A 16,518-nucleotide genomic window follows, 5' to 3' on the forward strand; every position below is an offset into this window, starting at 1 on the left:
TTTACCCGCACTCCACCGTGACATGCTCCATGCGCGGGAGCGCGCGCACCCGCGCCCTTACCTTGGGCGCGTCGGCGCCGGGGGCCAGGCTGATGATCGCGGCATGGGCATGGGGACCGATGCGCCAGACATGCAGATCGCGGATCGTCGCGCCTTCCGCCTCCGCCTGCGCGCGCACCCGCGCCATCAGCGCCGGCTCGGCCGTATCGAGCAGGATCGCGGCGGTGTCCTTCATCAGGCCCCAGGCCCAGCGCGCGATCACGACCGCGCCCAGCAGGCCGACCGCCGGGTCCATCCACCACCAGCCCAGATAGCGCCCGGCCAGCAACGCCCCAATCGCCAGCACCGACGTCAGCGCGTCGGTCAGCACGTGCACGTAGGCGGCGCGCAGATTATTGTCGGCATGGCCATGTTTGTGGTCGTGGCCATGGTCGTGATTGTCATGGCTATGGTCGTGGCCCAGCAACAATGCGCTGATGATATTGATGGCCAGCCCGACCACCGCCACCAGCGTCGCCTCGCCAAAGGCCACGTCGATCGGCTGGAACAGGCGCATACCTGATTCGATCGCGATGAACAGGGCGGTGACGCCCAGCAGCAGCGCGGAGGCGAAGCCCGACAGGTCGCCGACCTTGCCGGTCCCGAACGTATAGCGCGGATTGCGCGCATGGCGCTTGGCATAGCCATAGGCGGCCGCCGCCACCGCCAGCGCCCCGGCATGGGTCGCCATGTGGAATCCGTCCGCCAGCAGCGCCATCGATCCGGTCCACCAGCCCGCGGCGATCTCCACCACCATCGTCGCAGCGGTCAGCCAGACGACCCACAAGGTTCGCTTGGCATTCTGGTCATGCCCGGCCGACAGATAGATATGGTCGAAATAATGGCTTTCCTCGCCGTTATTGTCCTGAAAAGTGACGGGTTGGTCGGCAGGGCTGTGGGCGCCATGGCCGTGGTCCCCATGAGCATGGTGATGGTCGTCGTGCATCGTCATTTCCCGTAACGGCGGATCAGCGCCAGCATTTCCTCGGTCGCGGCCTGGCGCGCCTCGTCGGACAGGCCCGGCCGGGCGACATGCTCGCGCATATGCTGCTCGATCAGTTCCTCCATCAGGCTACCCACCGCACCGCGCACCGACGCGACCAGCTGCAACGTCTCCGAACAGCCGGCATCGCCGGACAACTGCCGCTCCACGGCGGCGACCTGTCCCGCGATCCGGCGTATCCGCGCCAGCAATTTATCCCGATCCGCAATAATGTGCATAGGATACCCCCCTATACTATATTTGCGCCGAAACCAAGGGTGGATCGGGATGCGCCGCTCCCCTATCAATGCCGCCATGACAAGCGATCTGGACTGCGACCTGGCGATCATCGGCGGCGGCCTTGCCGGTGGGTTGATCGCGCTCGCCTTCGCCGCGCTGCGGCCCGATGTGCGGCTGCTGCTGGTCGAACAGGGGGATCGGCCCGGCGGCAATCATCTCTGGTCCTTCTTCGATGGCGACGTTGCGCCCGCCGATCGCTGGCTCGTCGACCCGCTTGTCGCCCATCGCTGGCCACAGGGCCATGCCGTGCGTTTCCCCGACTACGGTCGCAATCTCGCGACGCCCTATAACAGCGTTAATACTGTCCAACTCGCTGTCGCACTTGAACGCATATTGGGTGATCGGCTGCTGACCGGCGCGACGGCGACCGCGGTCGAACCCCATGCCATCCGCCTGGCCGATGGCCGGGAAATCACCGCGGGGGCGGTTATCGACGCCCGCGGCGCAGGGGATTTGTCGGCCTTGCGCTGCGGCTGGCAGAAATTCGTCGGCCATGCGCTGCGCTGCGACGCTCCCCATGGCATCGACCGCCCGGTCATCATGGACGCGACGGTCGATCAGGTCGATGGCTACCGCTTCGTCTATCTGCTGCCTTGGGACGACCGCACGCTCTTTATCGAGGATACTTATTATAGCGACACGCCGGATCTGGACGTGCCCACGCTCGATGCCCGCATCGCCGCCTATGCGCAGGCCAGGGGCTGGCGCGGCGAGCTGGTCCATCGCGAACAGGGCGTCCTGCCGGTCGTTTATGGTGGCGACTTTGATCGCTATTGGCCAATGGGCGATCCGGTTGCCCGCGCCGGGGTGCGCGCCGGCCTGTTCCAGCCGATGACCGGCTATTCGCTGCCCGATGCGGTGCGATTCGCGCTGTGGCTGGTGGATCAGCCGCTCGATAATCTGCCCGCGGCCACCCGCAGCTATGCCGCGGCCCATTGGCGACGCGGCGGCTATTATCGGCTGCTTGGCAAGATGCTGTTCGGCGCCGCCCGGCCGGATCAGCGCTGGCGCATCTTCGCCCGCTTCTATCGGCTGCGCCCGGACCTGATCCAGCGTTTCTACGCCGGCCGTTCGTCGCTGGCTGACCGTATGCGCATCTTGTGCGGACGCCCGCCTGTACCCATAAGGGACGCCATGCGAACATTATGGAACCCGCCCGCCTGATGACCAACAGGACAGCGATCGTTATCGGCGCAGGCTTTGGCGGCCTGGCGCTCGCCATCCGCCTGCAATCGGCAGGCATCGACACCACCCTGGTCGAAGGACGCGATCGTCCCGGCGGGCGCGCCTATATGTGGGAAAAGGACGGCTTCACCTTCGACGCCGGTCCCACTGTCATCACCGACCCTGATTGCCTGGCCGAACTGTGGCGGCTGTCGGGGCACGACATGGCGCAGGACGTCACTCTGATGCCCGTGTCGCCCTTCTACCGGCTCAACTGGCGCGACGGCACCAATTTCGATTACAGCAATGACGAAGCCGCGCTCCGCGCCGAAATCGCCAAGCTCGATCCAGGCGATGTCGCGGGCTATGATCGCTTCTGCGACTATGCCGCCGGCGTTTTCGAGGAGGGCTATCGCAAGCTCGGCTCGGTCGCCTTCCTCGACTTCGCCTCGATGATCAAAGCCGCGCCCAGCCTCGCCAAATATCAGGCCTGGCGATCGGTTTATTCGATCGTCTCCAGCCATGTGAAGAACGAAAAGCTGCGTGAGGCTTTGTCATTTCACACCCTGTTGGTCGGCGGCAATCCGATGAAGACCAGCGCCATCTATGCGCTGATCCACAAGCTGGAAAAGGATGGCGGCGTCTGGTTCGCAAAAGGCGGCACGAACCGGCTGGTCCATGGCATGGCGACCCATTTCGAACGGTTGGGCGGCACGCTGCGGCTGGGCGATGCCGTCACCCGGATAGAAACCTATGGCGACAAGGCGACGGCGGTCCACACCGCATCGGGATGGCGCGGGGAGGCGGACGCCATCGCCACCAATGCCGACCTGATGCACAGCTATCGCGACCTGCTCGGCCATCATCCCCGCGGGCAGAAACAGGGCGAGAAACTGAGCCAGAAGCGCTGGTCGCCCAGTCTGTTCGTCCTTCATTTCGGCATCAAGGGCAGCTGGCCCGGCATCCCGCATCATATGATCCTGTTCGGCCCGCGCTATGAAGGGCTGCTGACCGACATCTACGATCATGGCGTGCTGCCGCAGGATTTCTCGCTCTACCTGCATCATCCGACGGTCACCGATCCGTCGATGGCGCCGGAGGGGCACTCGACCTTCTATGCGCTCGCGCCCGTGCCGCATATGGGCAAGCTGCCGATCGACTGGGATCAGTTCGGCCATGCTTATGCGGAGCGGATATTGGACGAAATCCAGCATCGGCTGATTCCCGACATCCGCTCGCGCATCGTCACCCGCTTTCATTATGCGCCCAGCGATTTCGGTCGCGACCTGAACGCGCATATGGGCAGCGCCTTCAGCCTGGAGCCTTTGCTGACCCAAAGCGCCTGGTTCCGCGCGCATAATCGCGACGATGTCATTCCCAATCTCTATCTGGTAGGGGCCGGCACCCATCCCGGCGCGGGCATCCCCGGCGTGGTGGGCAGCGCGAAGGCGACCGCGGCGCTGATGCTGGATGATTTGAAATAGGGGCTTAGGCCCACGGACGGATATGATGAAGAGACTGGCAGTCTATTGCGGATCGGCGACCCCCGCCGACCTGACCTATATCGATGCGGCGCGTCATGTCGGACGGACGCTGGCGGAGCGGGGCATTGGAGTCGTCTATGGCGGCGGGCGGCTCGGCCTGATGGGCGCGGTGGCGGATGCGGCGCTGGAAGCGGGCGGCGAGGTGATCGGCGTGATCCCCGAAGCCCTGGTCGGCGCGGAGGTCGCGCATCGCGGTTGCACGGAATTGCATGTCGTCCAGACGATGCACCAGCGCAAGCAGCTCTTCACGGACCTGTCGGACGGCTTCGTGACGCTGCCCGGCGGCGTCGGCACGATGGACGAATTGTGGGAAGCGATCAGCTGGGCGCAACTGGGTTATCACAGCAAGCCGGTGGGCTTGCTCAACGTCGCGGGCTTCTACGATCAGTTGATCGGCTTCAACCGGCAGATGGTGGAGGCCGGCTTTATCCGCGCCCAACATGCCGGGATCATGATTCATGCCGACGGCATCGAGGCGCTGGTCGACGCCATGTCGGCCTATCAGCCGCATGAAACGATCTTCGCGATGAAGGCAGACAGGCTCTGACGATATAGAACGCATCCGTTTGCTTCGAGCGAAGTCGAGAAGCGGTTGGTGCGTTCGGTGTGCTTCTCGACTAGGCTCGAAACGAACGGACGTTGGGTGACTTTCCCTGCAAGGCAGGGCATGTCTCGCCGCATGTCCTCTTCAGTCCCCGACCGTCCCGCCCTTGTCGCCCACGCCCGCGACAGCATCGCGCGCGGCTCCAAATCCTTCGCCCTGGCATCGAAGCTGTTCGACCGGAAAACCCGTGAGCGGGCCTGGTTGCTCTACGCCTGGTGCCGCAAGTGCGATGATATCGCCGATGGGCAGGATCATGGCGGCGTGATGACCAGCGTGTCGAATGCGCAAGCCCGTCTGTCGATGATGCGCGTGCTGACGGACAAGGCGCTACGCGGCGAACCGACCGGCGACCCGGCGTTCGACGGCTTCGGCGTGGTCATGCGCGAATGCGCCATCCCCGAACGCTACGCCCACGACCTGATCGAAGGATTCGCCCTCGACGCGCGCGACTGGCGGCCGCGCAGCGAAGCCGACATGCTGCTTTATTGCTATCATGTCGCGGGCGCGGTCGGTTGCATGATGGCGGTGCTGATGGGGGTGGACCCTAACGACCGCGCGACGCTCGACCGCGCCTGCGACCTGGGCCTCGCCTTTCAACTGGCCAATATCGCCCGCGACATCAGCGAGGATGAGGCGGCGGATCGTTGCTACCTGCCGCAATTATGGCTCGCCGAAATGGACATTCCGCCGGGCGAACATATGAAGCCCTGGGTCCGGCCCCGGCTGGCGATCCTGTCGCGCCGCTTGGCGACCATGGCCGCTGCCTATGAGGACAGCGCCCGTCACGGCACCGGCGCATTGCCGCCGCGCGCTGCCTGGGCGGTGCTGGCGGCCGCCGGCATCTATGGCGACATCGCCCGCGAAGTCGCGCGCCGCGGCGAGCAGGCCTGGGACCACCGCGTTGTCACCCCCAAGCGTGAGAAGCTGGGCTGGGTGGCGCGGGCGGCGGTGCAGGTGGTCCGCCGTGCAAGTCGCTGGCCAGCCGCTGTGCCGCGCCCTGCGAGCCTCTGGACCCGCTCGGCCTGACGAAAAAAGGGCCGATGCTTATGCACCGGCGCGTCCAAAAAAAGGCCGATGCTTACGCACCGGCCCAAGGCATGTTCGCAGGAGGAACAAGGTGAGGCGGGCGGCCCTTGCCCGACAGGCGGGCCGCCCTGCCAATCTCAATAGTTGTAGGCGCGTTCGCCATGTTCGCCGAGGTCCAGGCCTTCCAGTTCGACTTCCTGGCTGACCCGCAGGCCAGTGACGGCCTTGGCGATGAAGATGGCGATGGCGGTGCCGATGCCTGCCCAGATGATGGTCACGACGACCGCTTCGATCTGAACCAGCAGTTTTGCGCCGATTGCATAGTCTTCCGCGCCGGGGCCACCAAAGGCGGGCGAGTAGACGATGGCGGTGCCGATGGCGCCGATCATGCCGCCGACGCCGTGGATGCCAAAGGCGTCCAGCGAGTCGTCGTAGCCCAGCTTGGGCTTGACGACGGTGACGGCGTAGAAGCAGATGATCGAAGCGACGGCGCCCAGGATGATCGCGCCGAACGGACCGGAGTTGCCGGCGGCCGGAGTGACGGCAACGAGACCGGCGATGATGCCCGAACAGAAACCCAGGGCCGAACCCTTGTGGCCGTTCAGCTTTTCAGCCAGCATCCAGAACAGACCGCCCGAAGCCGTGGCGACGAAGGTGTTGATCATGGCCAGCGCTGCCGAACCATTGGCTTCCAGCGCCGAACCGGCGTTGAAGCCGAACCAGCCGACCCACAGCAGGCCGGTGCCGACGCCTGTCAGGGTCAAGCTGTGCGGCGCCATCGGCTCCTTGGGGAAGCCGATTCGCTTGCCCAGGATGATGCAGGCCACCAGCGCGGAGACGCCCGCATTGATATGGACCACGGTGCCGCCCGCAAAGTCGAGCGCGCCCGCCTTGAAGAAATAGCCCGAAGCCGCCCAGACCATGTGCGCGATCGGGAAATAGACGATCGTCAGCCAGACCGCGGCGAACACCATCACGGCCGAGAATTTGATGCGTTCGACCACCGAACCCAGCACCAGCGCGACGGTAATCGCGGCAAAGGTCATCTGGAAGCAGATGAAGACATATTCGGGGATTTCGACGCCTGCGGTGAAGGTCGCGGCCTGCGAAGCGGGCGTGACGCCCTTCAGGAATGCCTTGTCGAAGGTCGAGACGAAGTTGGAAAGACCGCTGGTGTAGTCGGGGCCGAAGGCCATCGAATAGCCGTAGATCACCCAGATGAGCATGGCGAGGCAAGCAGCCGCGCCGATCTGCGTCATCACCGACAGCATGTTCTTGCTGCGCACCAGGCCGCCGTAGAACAGGGCGAGGCCGGGCAGGATCATGGCCAGGACCAGGACGGTGGAGGTCATCATCCAGGCGACGTCGCCCTTGTCGACCGTGGCGGCGGGGGCCGCCGCATCCTGCGCCCAGGCAGGCAGCGCGGCGAACAGCGATAGGCCGGTTGCCCCCGCTATCCCGCAAAGTTTCTTGGAAAAGGTCATTATTTCCCCCTTCTTACAGCGCGGTTTCGCCGGTCTCGCCGGTGCGGATGCGCACGGCCTGACCGACATCGAGGACGAAGATCTTGCCATCGCCAATGGCGCCCGAATTGGCGGCCGCCTGGGTCGCTTCGACCACGCGCGGGGCAAGGTCGTCGTCGCAGACCACCTCGATCTTGATCTTCGGGACCATATTCGTCGAATATTCGGCGCCGCGGTAGATTTCGGTCTGCCCCTTTTGGCGGCCGAAGCCCTTCACTTCGCTAACCGTCATTCCTGCGATGCCGAGCGAGGAGAGTGCCTCGCGGACATCGTCAAGCTTGAACGGCTTGATGATAGCCATGACAAGTTTCATGTCGCCCCCTGTTACTGGTGTGCGGGGACTACTCAGCAAGAGGCGTGCCAAAATGCTAATGGCGGGTTAATGCGGGCTTTGACCGCGACGGGTCATGGTGCAGCGCCGAAAAAATGGGCAGCAACCATCCGCTGCCTAAAAAATGGGCAGATCGTCTACCAGCGTGCGCCTTCGGCCGCTGCGTCCGCTTCTATGGGCAGCGTTTCGCGACCCAAAGCGGCATTGCGATGCGGGAAACGACCGAATCGGGCGATGGTTGCATGGTGCTGGCGCGCGAAATCGAGCGACCGTTCGTCGCCCGCGCCTTCGAACAGGGCCAGGGACAACTCCTGATCCTCGATCGCCTCGCTATGCTGGAAGGGCATGTAGAAGAAAAGCCTTCCAGCGCCGCCGATCTGAATATCATAGCCTTGGGCGATGGCACCGCGCGCCACGTCCCGCGCCAGCGCGTCGGTGGCGAAGGCCTGGGCGGTGCCTCGAAATATGTTGCGCGGCATCTGGTCGAACAGCAGCACCGCCGCCAGCGCATCGTCGGCCCGATCGAGGAATGTGTCGGCCGGCAGCGCCTGCTTGTCTTGCCACAATGGGCGATATTGCTGGTCGCATTGCCGGTCGAGCGCCGGATCATGGCGCCACCAGCCAGCCTCGCCCACCTGATTGAACCAGAAATCGAGCAGCGCCGCGGCCCAATCGGCCGTCACCGCATCATGTCTGTCGGTCAGCATATTCATACAAGTTCAATGACGGACAACCGCTCCGGTTCCCGCCACTCATGGCTGTAAAAGGCTCCGGTCGCCTCATCAGCGGCTGGAGTCCCGCTAGTCAGGTCGCCGTGCCGCCAACCGTCAGGCCTTCCATGAGCAGCGTCGGTTGTCCCACGCCTGCCGGCACGCTTTGCCCGCCCTTGCCGCACATGCCGATGCCTTCGTCCAGCGCCCAGTCGTTGCCGATGCCGACCACCTTGGTCAGCGCGGTCGGGCCATCGCCGATCAGGGTCGCGCCCTTGATCGGGTCGGTCAGCCGGCCATTCTCCACTTTATAGGCTTCGGTGCAGGAGAAGACGAACTTGCCCGACACGATGTCGACCTGCCCGCCGCCGAAGCTTTTGGCGAAAATGCCGGACTTCATGCGACTGAGCAGTTCGGCCGGATCGTCCTGCCCGCCTTTGATGAAGGTGTTGGTCATGCGCGGCATCGGCGCATGGGCGTAGCTTTCGCGGCGGCCGTTGCCGGTGGGCGCGACGCCCATCAACCGGGCGTTGAGCCGGTCCTGCATATAGCCTTTCAGGATGCCGTCCTCGATCAGGATATTTTCCTGCGTCGGCGTGCCTTCATCATCGATGGAGAGCGATCCGCGGCGATTGAGGATGCTGCCGTCATCGACCACGGTGACGCCGGGCGCAGCGACACGCTGGCCGACCCGGCCTGAAAAGGCGCTGGTGCCCTTGCGGTTGAAATCGCCTTCCAGGCCGTGACCGATCGCTTCATGCACCAGCACGCCGGGCCAGCCGGGGCCGAGCAACACGGTCATTTCGCCCGCTGGCGCGGCGATCGATCGCATATTGACCTGCGCCTGGGCCAGCGCTTCGTCGATGGCCCGGTTCCAAACGGCGCGGTCCATCACCTCGTCATAGAGATAGCGCCCGCCCACTCCGAACACGCCAGTTTCGCGGCGGCCATTTTCCTCCAGGATGATGGAGACGTTCAGGCGGACGAGCGGACGGATATCGGTCGCGGTGAAGCCGTCGGCGCGGACGATCTCGACCACCGACCAACTGCCGGCCAGGCTGACCGACACCTGCGCCACCCGCGGATCGCGGGCGCGCGCGGCGGCGTCGACCTCGGCGCACAGCTTCACCTTTTCGGCGAAGGGGACGATCTCCAGTGGATTTGCGTCGGTATAGAGGTGGCGATTGGTGCGCTGGGGCGGCGGCGCAGCCGGACTGCTGGCCGGGTCGAGCAGGGTGAGGGTCTGGGCCGCCTTGCGGATCGCCGCTTCGCTAATGTCATTGGCGTGGGCGAAGCCGGTCATCTCGCCCGACACCCCGCGCAGACCAAAGCCCGCGTCCGTCGAATAGTCGGCGGTCTTGAGCCGACCATCGTCAAAGCCGAAGCTCTCGCTCGCCCGATATTGCAGATAGAGTTCGCCGTCGTCGCAGGCCTTCAGCGCCTCCGCTGTCAGGCGGCGCGCACCATCGGGATCGAGCAGGCCGGGACGATAGAGCAAGCCGCGGGCGTCAGTGAACAGGGGAGCAAGATCGGTCATGCCACTCGATATAGGGGCGGCGCTCCCCAAGCCCAACGAAAATTTTAGAGGCTGGCGCCCGACGCGATGTCCGGCTTGCCCGCGATCTCGCCATTGTCGGCGGGGCCGCCAATTAGCACGAAGCGCCGATCGCAATAACCGCAATCGACATAGCCATGGTCGTCGATTTCCAGGAAAACGCGCGGATGGCCGAGCGCGGCGGGGATGTCGCCGCTACCGTCGCATGACACGCGGGATTTGGAGACTCGGAGGATTTCGGGCGGTTGGATCATGGGATGCGGGACTAGCAGCGGCTGCGCTGCGCCGCAATATCCACTGTCACATCAATGGCGGGCGATGGCGGGTGCAGGCTGTTCGGTCGCCAGCCTTGGCCGCATCGGCGACCGGATGCCAGCGAGTGCAATCGCTGGCCGCCATCACCGCCAGCGGCGACAGCATCAGCAAAACAGGCATGATCGGGCCGCCGAAGAAAGCTGCGAATGGCATATAGTAACGATGCCGTATCGATGCTTGCTGCACGATGAACATTACGGTTGCGAATTGAAGGCGGTCTATTGCCTTCGCTCGAAGTTTTTCCGCCACCCATTCCCGGCGAAGTCCCGAAGGCGCTGGCACAACCTTAGTTTGTCATTGGCCCGAATTTTCGCGGTTTTCGCGTTGAAGTTTCGAAGCCGCGCCCAATGACCAGCCAAGGTGCCAGTTCGCTTATTATAGTCGATCAGCGCTCATCTCGCAATGCCGCTTGAGTCGCCCTGCAAGCAGCGAGTAAAAATTGCGGTACTGCATCCGCTGTGCGCTCTATGAATCTCCGACTCTTTTCTCCCGAATGTTCCATGCAGAATCATCATCTCGCACACAGCCTTACTTCCGCGAAGGTGCGCGCAGTCGGCGCTTCACCTTCGCGGCAACCCTCTGGTGCTGCAGCAGCTCGTCCATGGACGCGGCGGCAGGCGCGGGGAAAAGTTTTGCCAATCCATCCTCGCACCGGAGCGCGATCGCAGCCTTCGCCAGATCCTCGATCGACGCTTGGCCGTTCTGCTCCATTCGGCGCCATGTCCGATATGACACTCCGGAACGCTCCGCTGCATCGGCTTGAGTCAACCCAAGTAGTACACGGCGCACCCGTATCTTCTGCCCGAGGTCGGTGATCATCTCAGGGATGGTGAGAATGGGTGTCCACATGTGGACGATATATATCGCAAGTAGGTACTAATCGTCCACATGAGGACATCAGGCGCCAGACTGATTATCGAACTCCGGGCCGGCACTCGATGGAGGATAGCATGTTGCAATAGGTCGCGCCGCCTCCACCAGTTGCGAACTGCCCGATGCGGCACGGCCCTAGGATTTTTCCGTCTGACGAAGATACACATTCTCGTGAAGGGTCGCCTCTGCTTTGAAAGCTCTTCGGCCGTCGGCCGCCGGACAACCATGCTCCACCCCTCGATCGAGGTCGCAGACCCAGCCGTCGCAACGCTGGATCAATTCCGCGCCGGATGGCAAGTCAGCTTCAAGCCAGACCGCAATTGACTGAAGGTTGGACTTGATCTTCCGCTAGGAAGCCCGGCAGGATGCCTCGGTCGACGAGTCGTGGGCGGCTCCATCCGATCTCGAGAGGACGGATGCCTTGGGACAGCAGGATGTCTTCGACTTCATCATGGCGGACGCCGAGATGCCAGGAAATCTCCTTGTCCCAAGCGACTGCCGCAGCGACCTGTACGACCGTGGCGAGCGGCGCGCCGAGACCTCGTCCGTTTGGGATGAAGTCAATGCCGAGCCTAGGTCCGATTTCTGGAAGTAGTGCGGGCTTGAGGTTGAGTATCTCGGCGGCGTCGGCCTGGGATACCTTGGCGAAAGGCTTCCCGCCGTACACGGGCACATCGTCGACGACACCGTCGAAGCGGGCAAGATCGGCCGCATGCAGGCGGATCGACGTCGACGTGGGCTTTTCCCCTGCCACCCAGAATTCGAGGTCTCCATCGTTGAGGGCCTGGAAGATCGAACCCCAGGGCTTGAGGCGTCCGCCGATGCGCTTGACAGCCACGGACAAGGATACTGCCGCGGGAGGGAGTGGAGCGCGGCTTTGCGCCCCGAGCAGATTGGCGTTGAGTGCGTCGAGGCTCGCCGATTGGATGGCATCCCATCCCTTTATCGCTAGGAAGGCGGGATGAATTTCCCGGGCCAGGAGACCGGGACGACAACATTGCTCGACCGCATAGCGAGGAATCTTCATGCGCGAGCTGCATGCGTTCAGTGGCATCGCGCCGCCGAAGACAGGCGCTATTGCGTCAATCACTTCGGCGTCGAATTGCCCCTTCTGGAACTGATCCGTCGTCGGCGACGGACGATATCCCTCGCCCATCCATCGCCTCAGCGCATCCATGTGGGGCGTGTCGAGGCGGAGGCGCTTCTGGGTGGACATGTACAGGTAATGCCTTCCCTTCGAGAAGGCATGTACCGGATGTTCCCGGAGGTCTGGAAAGCTCTCGATGACGAGACTTGTGAGGTCTTCGGACTCGAGGTTGGCCTGAACCAGGCGCCGGAGTCGATTGCGGAATGTCTTGAGCTGCGCGCGATCCTGCATCAGACTTTCTGATCGCTCTCGGACCCACGACTGGAATCCGTGCGGCCATGAACGGAGGAACGAGGTTCCGCTGGCGACGACCGGCGCCATGACATCGGCCGGTAATTGGAGAATGGCCCTGCGTGAGGTCGTGACGACGTGGCCGTCCTGGACCAGCCCTCCCGTCATCGTTGCAAGCCGGACTAGCGTGTCGCGGCGCGCTGCCTGGAGTGCCCGGGGCAGCGATGCGAATGCTGAAGTTACTTTCCGGGAGTCGGGCGATGATAGTTTCGCGAATAGCCGATAGTCGTCGACGAGCTTTTCGGAAAGAGGTGGCTCGGACGACGGTGCCACCTCGGTCTCGCAGAATTCGCAGATGCCTATGCCGCGCGCGTAGTGCCAACCCAGCTTCGATTGGCATGTCTGACACTGGTGGATGAGCTGCTCTCGGCTTTCGGGGCAATAGGGCAGAAGAAGGTTCATCCAGTCCAGCCGATGGAATCCGCGCTTGCGCAGGGTGAGCGGCGAGATCCTCCGCCGATTGAGTTCGAAGTGAACTCGCGGAATGGTGTGCAGACCGAAGTTCAATTCGAGGCTGCTGTCGACCGACTCGTCCATGACCCGTTCGCCGGCATTGGCAAACAGGGCTTCCGCCTGGCACCTCGCCACGAAGGCGAGGCGCTCGAGTTCGGCGCGTGTTGCGATTTGGCTGTAGCCGAGGTGGCGCATGTCCACCCCGGCTGCGTTGAGGACTGGGCGCGTTCCGCCGAGGACATGTTGCCTGACGCTGCGCGCTATGACGCCGGGGATGCTTTCATCCTGATCCATCTCTATCCCGAAGCGCAGACGCTGCCCCGTGAGCAGATCATTCTGCATCTTCGGTCTCATCGACTTCAGGAGCCTTTGTAACCGGCTGGAGGGAGAATGGGTCGTAGTCGATCCAGCCTAGGTCCATGACATAGTCGCGGATCGCGTTGCTGAGGTCATAGGCCTCCATCGTGACGGCACCGCGTTCCAGAGCCGCTGGCATGGCGACCTGTATGATCCGGGCGGCGCGGCCGATGTGACCGCCGGACGCGGCGATGAGACCCGTGAGGACGGCGTGTTCGGTGAGGCAGGTCGGCACGGGCGTGGCGCCCTGGGCGACGAGCTGGCGGTCATACTCCTTGCAGAAGTTCATAAACTGCTGGCGATCCGACGCCTTCTTCACGTTCAGCGGCGGGAGTTCGAGGGCCGTGCCGAGGCGGGCGGCGAACTGGCCGTTGATCTTGAAGAAGCTCTCCGAGGTCTCGTCGCCGATGAAGACGATCGGCACGACGCCGCGGTCGATGAACGACTGCAGCTTCTTGGTGACCTCGAAGGCGTCGGCGGTAAGGACCGTGCTGCCGTAGTCCGGATCGGTTACGCTGCGTTCGTTCTTGGTCGCCAGCAGCTGTACCTCGTCGATGACGATCAGCTCCACGCCGAGCCGCGCCACCCATTCCTCGATGCGCTGTTCCAGGATCATGACGTTATCGCCCGACTTGCCGCGAATCTGGTTTTCTTCCTTTTCTGTATCCTTGTGCCCCCTGCCGGTCTCAGCGGCGAAATTGTCAGCAAGGCGGTTGAGGATCGCCAGGAAGAGCATCTTGAGCGTCATCCGCGCGCTGATGGTGATGTGGATGACGCGAAATGGGTTGGGTGGGGACCCCGCCTGGATCGCCTCCTGCTCGAGTTCGTAGATCAGGCGTTCGGCGATGGCGCTCTTGCCGGCCTGGCTGAACTGGCTCAAACGGCGCCCGCCCAGCGGCGTCCCGCGACGCTTCTTCTTGCTGATGCGCATGTACTTGCGGATTTCGTTGAGGGACTGGCGCTGGCGCGCGGTGTCCACCCAGATGTTCTCGACGATGCCCTGAGCGTGCTCGGCGCGCGTCTGCGCGACGACGTCGTAGGGATCGGGCTTGGCAAGTCCCGTGTTGCGCTTGGGCTTCTTGTAGGTCGTCATGGTCAATCGTCCTCCTCTTCGTCGTCGTCATCGATGCCGGCGCTGAAGTCCCACGACGGGGAGACGATTGCGTCGGCGTCGCCGAGATCCTCGGCGATCTGCTGGGAGGGATCGGAGCGGACGTCGTCGGCGCCTTCGGGCCGCTCGGTCTGCTCCTCATCCTTCTTCTGTGGGGGCGGCAGCGGGATGTCTTCGCGCTTGCCGCCATTGATCACTGTTGGGATGCCGAGTTCCGGCACCTGCGCGCACTGCGGGTTGTCGGCGCGCTTGCCGGACAGGCGGCGCTCCTCGGCTTCGAGGATCTCCATCGGCTTCTCGCGATCGCGGAAGCTCAGCCCGCTAAGGATGCGCTGGCGTTCATTGATGTGCTTCGCCTTGGCCTGCACGCGATTGCGGCTCTTGGTCCCACCGGTGCCGGAGAGACGGAGTTCCTTCATGTAGATGTGGTGTTCCCAGCGGTTCAGGCCGCCGGTGTAGCCAGGGTCGGTCGACCACATCGGGAAGTAGTCCTCGTTCACCTCATCGAAGACCTCGATCATGTCGATGTCGTCGTCCCAGACGCGGATCGACACCTCGATCTTGGCACTGGACTTTATGCGCTTGGCGAACGACGTCTTGTGGTAGTTGGAGCTGAGCGCCTTGCCGACGCCCTCCCGGTTGAAACGGTAGTGGACGTTGTCGTAGACGAGGCCGTTGTCCGTCAGGATGCACGGATTCTTCGACACGCTGGCGAAGGTGCGCCGCACCTCATTCGGATCGGTCAGGCGGGCGCCGCCACTGCCGATGAATGCCCTCATGATGTCCATCGGCGAAAGCCCGCCGAGCGAATCCTTGGGGGTGGTGTTCCACTGCCGGCGGCACTGCTCGACCAGGTCCCGATACTGCGCGCGGGTGACCTGCGTGTTCTTGATCGGATTGTAGCCGATGTCGTGCTTGTGGCGTGGGCCGAGGATGCGGCCGGGGATTTGGGCGAGACTCGCCTTCACGATGCGGTGGTAGTTCTCGAGCTTCGACTTGGCGTCGTGGTGGTATGCCTCGGCGAGCTCCGCCGTGGAGAACGTCTTGATGGCACCTGGCACTGCCCGCGGCGGGATTATCGTGCGGTCGCGGTCATACATGACGTCGCTAGGCAGCGCGTAGATCATCGCCGCCTCGGGATCCTCGGCGATCTCCTCAGGAGTCAGGTCCGGTGGCATCATGACCGAGCGGAGCGCCGCGATGCCGAATTGTGGGCGGAATGCGCCGGCAAAGGTCGGGTGGGGGAATATGTATTGCGAGAAGGCGTCCATCGCGATGGTCGACTTCATCTTCCCGATGGGGAGCTTCAGCCTCTTGTCGTAGTGGACCGAGTGCTCCCACTCGACGCCGTCAATGAAGATGCGTTCGAAGGGACGCTCGACCGGGACCGGCTCGCCGCTGGGCGAAAACATGCGGTCCGCCGCTGGCCCGCCGTGGCGGGAAGCGTAGGTCGAGTGGCATTCCAGGCTGTTGATCCGCGTTCGGACCGTCTCGGCCGAGGGCTCCTGGTCGCTCAGGAAGGGAATTCCGAGTTCCTTGAGCTGCAGCCACTCCTCATAGACCATCGCCGCCGCGTCCTCCTTGTGGGCAAGGCGGCCGTTGAGCGTGCTGGGGCGCCAGTAGCGCATAGCCCACTTGTGGACGAGGCGATCCTCGATGTCGGGAAGCTGGCTGTGGCCCTTCTCACGATGGGCGGTGCTGACGAGCGCGCCGATGCGATAGCCGTGCTTCTTCAGTTCGGCCATCCAGCGCAGCAGGGATCGCGGGTGAGGCTTCTTTCCGCCGTGGCTGTTCGCATTGATCCAGATCTCGGCAGCACCCTCGGTCTTGACGATGCCGTCGCGCAGAGCCGCATCCGCCCAATCGTAACGCCAGCCGGACAGCGGATCCTTCGTCTCGCAGGCGGGGCGATCGAGGTGTAGCACCCCTTCGCGCCGCCGCTTGACGCCGGCGTGATACTGGGGATCGGTCACGACGCCGCCGTGGAAGGCGCCGATCATCCATTCGACCGTGATCATGCCCTTGGGACCGCCGCGCCCGTTCGAGACGAGCACGATCTCCTCGTCGCCATCCAGATAGCGGAAGCGCATGAGACGGTCGCCGACCGCCTCCTCGAAGCGCATCAGCCGGCTGCCGTCCTTCAGGTTGTGCCTGAAGACGTGCCCTTCCGGGCAATGGAACGGGATGAGCATG

At 63.7% G+C, this 16,518-nt stretch carries 16 protein-coding genes; 4 read left to right on the forward strand and 12 right to left on the reverse strand.

Annotated features, from left to right (window positions below; all coding sequences use genetic code 11):
• Window position 1: 1 nt before the first annotated feature.
• Together dmeF and sphantq_RS12410 are read right to left on the reverse strand one after the other, a co-directional pair.
• Window positions 2-991 carry a CDF family Co(II)/Ni(II) efflux transporter DmeF gene (gene dmeF, locus sphantq_RS12405; RefSeq protein ID WP_272798633.1) on the reverse strand — a complete coding sequence of 330 codons (990 nt, stop codon included), beginning with the start codon at window positions 989-991 and terminating at the stop codon, window positions 2-4.
• Entirely contained in the window at window positions 988-1,260 is a 273-nt protein-coding gene (locus sphantq_RS12410; protein ID WP_272798634.1) for a metal/formaldehyde-sensitive transcriptional repressor, read from the reverse strand. Before sphantq_RS12410 ends, dmeF begins: the two co-directional genes overlap by 4 nt.
• A 76-nt stretch (window positions 1,261-1,336) precedes the next feature.
• Between sphantq_RS12410 and crtY the strand changes: the two genes are divergently transcribed.
• The 4 genes from crtY (at window position 1,337) to sphantq_RS12430 (ending at window position 5,659) form a co-directional block, all read left to right on the forward strand.
• Window positions 1,337-2,485 (forward strand): lycopene beta-cyclase CrtY, encoded by a 1,149-nt coding sequence (crtY, locus tag sphantq_RS12415; RefSeq protein WP_272800226.1) that lies wholly within the window; start codon window positions 1,337-1,339, stop codon window positions 2,483-2,485.
• Window positions 2,485-3,969, forward strand: a complete 1,485-nt coding sequence (locus sphantq_RS12420; protein ID WP_066604867.1) for a phytoene desaturase — start codon at window positions 2,485-2,487, stop codon at window positions 3,967-3,969. The genes crtY and sphantq_RS12420 overlap by 1 nt, the downstream gene beginning before the upstream one ends.
• A 25-nt stretch (window positions 3,970-3,994) precedes the next feature.
• Window positions 3,995-4,576 carry a TIGR00730 family Rossman fold protein gene (locus sphantq_RS12425; protein ID WP_066604873.1) on the forward strand — a complete coding sequence of 194 codons (582 nt, stop codon included), beginning with the start codon at window positions 3,995-3,997 and terminating at the stop codon, window positions 4,574-4,576.
• 132 nt (window positions 4,577-4,708) lie between these two features.
• Window positions 4,709-5,659, forward strand: a complete 951-nt coding sequence (locus sphantq_RS12430; protein ID WP_066599949.1) for a phytoene/squalene synthase family protein — start codon at window positions 4,709-4,711, stop codon at window positions 5,657-5,659.
• A gap of 137 nt (window positions 5,660-5,796) precedes the next feature.
• Here sphantq_RS12430 and sphantq_RS12435 read toward each other — a convergent pair whose 3' ends face one another.
• The 10 genes from sphantq_RS12435 to sphantq_RS12480 form a co-directional block, all read right to left on the reverse strand.
• Window positions 5,797-7,143, reverse strand: a complete 1,347-nt coding sequence (locus sphantq_RS12435) for an ammonium transporter (RefSeq protein WP_066599953.1) — start codon at window positions 7,141-7,143, stop codon at window positions 5,797-5,799.
• A 13-nt stretch (window positions 7,144-7,156) separates the two neighbouring features.
• Complete coding sequence (locus sphantq_RS12440; protein ID WP_004209785.1) at window positions 7,157-7,495, reverse strand: P-II family nitrogen regulator; 339 nt, start codon at window positions 7,493-7,495, stop codon at window positions 7,157-7,159.
• Window positions 7,496-7,650: 155 nt separating this feature from the next.
• Entirely contained in the window at window positions 7,651-8,226 is a 576-nt protein-coding gene (locus sphantq_RS12445; RefSeq protein ID WP_272798635.1) for a DUF924 family protein, read from the reverse strand.
• Window positions 8,227-8,317: 91 nt separating this feature from the next.
• On the reverse strand, window positions 8,318-9,760 hold the full coding sequence (gene tldD, locus sphantq_RS12450) for a metalloprotease TldD (protein WP_272798636.1): 1,443 nt from the start codon (window positions 9,758-9,760) through the stop codon (window positions 8,318-8,320).
• Between the two features lie 44 nt (window positions 9,761-9,804).
• Window positions 9,805-10,032, reverse strand: coding sequence for a zinc-finger domain-containing protein (locus sphantq_RS12455; protein ID WP_066599960.1), 228 nt, complete (start codon window positions 10,030-10,032; stop codon window positions 9,805-9,807).
• A 46-nt stretch (window positions 10,033-10,078) separates the two neighbouring features.
• Window positions 10,079-10,342, reverse strand: a complete 264-nt coding sequence (locus sphantq_RS12460; protein WP_272798637.1) for a hypothetical protein — start codon at window positions 10,340-10,342, stop codon at window positions 10,079-10,081.
• Window positions 10,343-10,621: 279 nt separating this feature from the next.
• Window positions 10,622-10,942 carry a helix-turn-helix transcriptional regulator gene (locus sphantq_RS12465; protein ID WP_336314426.1) on the reverse strand — a complete coding sequence of 107 codons (321 nt, stop codon included), beginning with the start codon at window positions 10,940-10,942 and terminating at the stop codon, window positions 10,622-10,624.
• Window positions 10,943-11,270: 328 nt separating this feature from the next.
• Window positions 11,271-13,199: a hypothetical protein gene (locus tag sphantq_RS12470; protein ID WP_272798638.1), complete on the reverse strand. Its 1,929-nt coding sequence runs from the start codon at window positions 13,197-13,199 to the stop codon at window positions 11,271-11,273.
• Window positions 13,189-14,307, reverse strand: a complete 1,119-nt coding sequence (locus tag sphantq_RS12475; protein ID WP_272798639.1) for an ATP-binding protein — start codon at window positions 14,305-14,307, stop codon at window positions 13,189-13,191. The genes sphantq_RS12470 and sphantq_RS12475 overlap by 11 nt, the downstream gene beginning before the upstream one ends.
• Window positions 14,308-14,309: 2 nt before the next feature.
• The gene (locus sphantq_RS12480) at window positions 14,310-16,517 is read right to left on the reverse strand and encodes a hypothetical protein (protein ID WP_272798640.1); all 2,208 of its coding nucleotides are present in this window, start codon (window positions 16,515-16,517) and stop codon (window positions 14,310-14,312) included.
• Window position 16,518: the final 1 nt, after the last annotated feature.

This window comes from Sphingobium sp. AntQ-1, assembly GCF_028538045.1.
Taxonomy (GTDB): Bacteria; Pseudomonadota; Alphaproteobacteria; order Sphingomonadales; family Sphingomonadaceae; genus Sphingobium; species Sphingobium cupriresistens.

Coding starts and splice junctions, on each gene's coding strand:
- sphantq_RS12435 (WP_066599953.1), bottom strand. CDS start 7,143: ATGACCTTTTCCAAGAAACTTTGCGGGATAGCGGGGGCAACCGGCCTA.
- crtY (WP_272800226.1), top strand. CDS start 1,337: ATGACAAGCGATCTGGACTGCGACCTGGCGATCATCGGCGGCGGCCTT.
- sphantq_RS12480 (WP_272798640.1), bottom strand. CDS start 16,517: ATGCTCATCCCGTTCCATTGCCCGGAAGGGCACGTCTTCAGGCACAAC.
- sphantq_RS12465 (WP_336314426.1), bottom strand. CDS start 10,942: ATGTGGACACCCATTCTCACCATCCCTGAGATGATCACCGACCTCGGG.
- sphantq_RS12475 (WP_272798639.1), bottom strand. CDS start 14,307: ATGACGACCTACAAGAAGCCCAAGCGCAACACGGGACTTGCCAAGCCC.
- dmeF (WP_272798633.1), bottom strand. CDS start 991: ATGACGATGCACGACGACCATCACCATGCTCATGGGGACCACGGCCAT.
- sphantq_RS12440 (WP_004209785.1), bottom strand. CDS start 7,495: ATGAAACTTGTCATGGCTATCATCAAGCCGTTCAAGCTTGACGATGTC.
- tldD (WP_272798636.1), bottom strand. CDS start 9,760: ATGACCGATCTTGCTCCCCTGTTCACTGACGCCCGCGGCTTGCTCTAT.
- sphantq_RS12420 (WP_066604867.1), top strand. CDS start 2,485: ATGACCAACAGGACAGCGATCGTTATCGGCGCAGGCTTTGGCGGCCTG.
- sphantq_RS12455 (WP_066599960.1), bottom strand. CDS start 10,032: ATGATCCAACCGCCCGAAATCCTCCGAGTCTCCAAATCCCGCGTGTCA.
- sphantq_RS12430 (WP_066599949.1), top strand. CDS start 4,709: ATGTCCTCTTCAGTCCCCGACCGTCCCGCCCTTGTCGCCCACGCCCGC.
- sphantq_RS12425 (WP_066604873.1), top strand. CDS start 3,995: ATGAAGAGACTGGCAGTCTATTGCGGATCGGCGACCCCCGCCGACCTG.
- sphantq_RS12470 (WP_272798638.1), bottom strand. CDS start 13,199: ATGCAGAATGATCTGCTCACGGGGCAGCGTCTGCGCTTCGGGATAGAG.
- sphantq_RS12445 (WP_272798635.1), bottom strand. CDS start 8,226: ATGAATATGCTGACCGACAGACATGATGCGGTGACGGCCGATTGGGCC.
- sphantq_RS12410 (WP_272798634.1), bottom strand. CDS start 1,260: ATGCACATTATTGCGGATCGGGATAAATTGCTGGCGCGGATACGCCGG.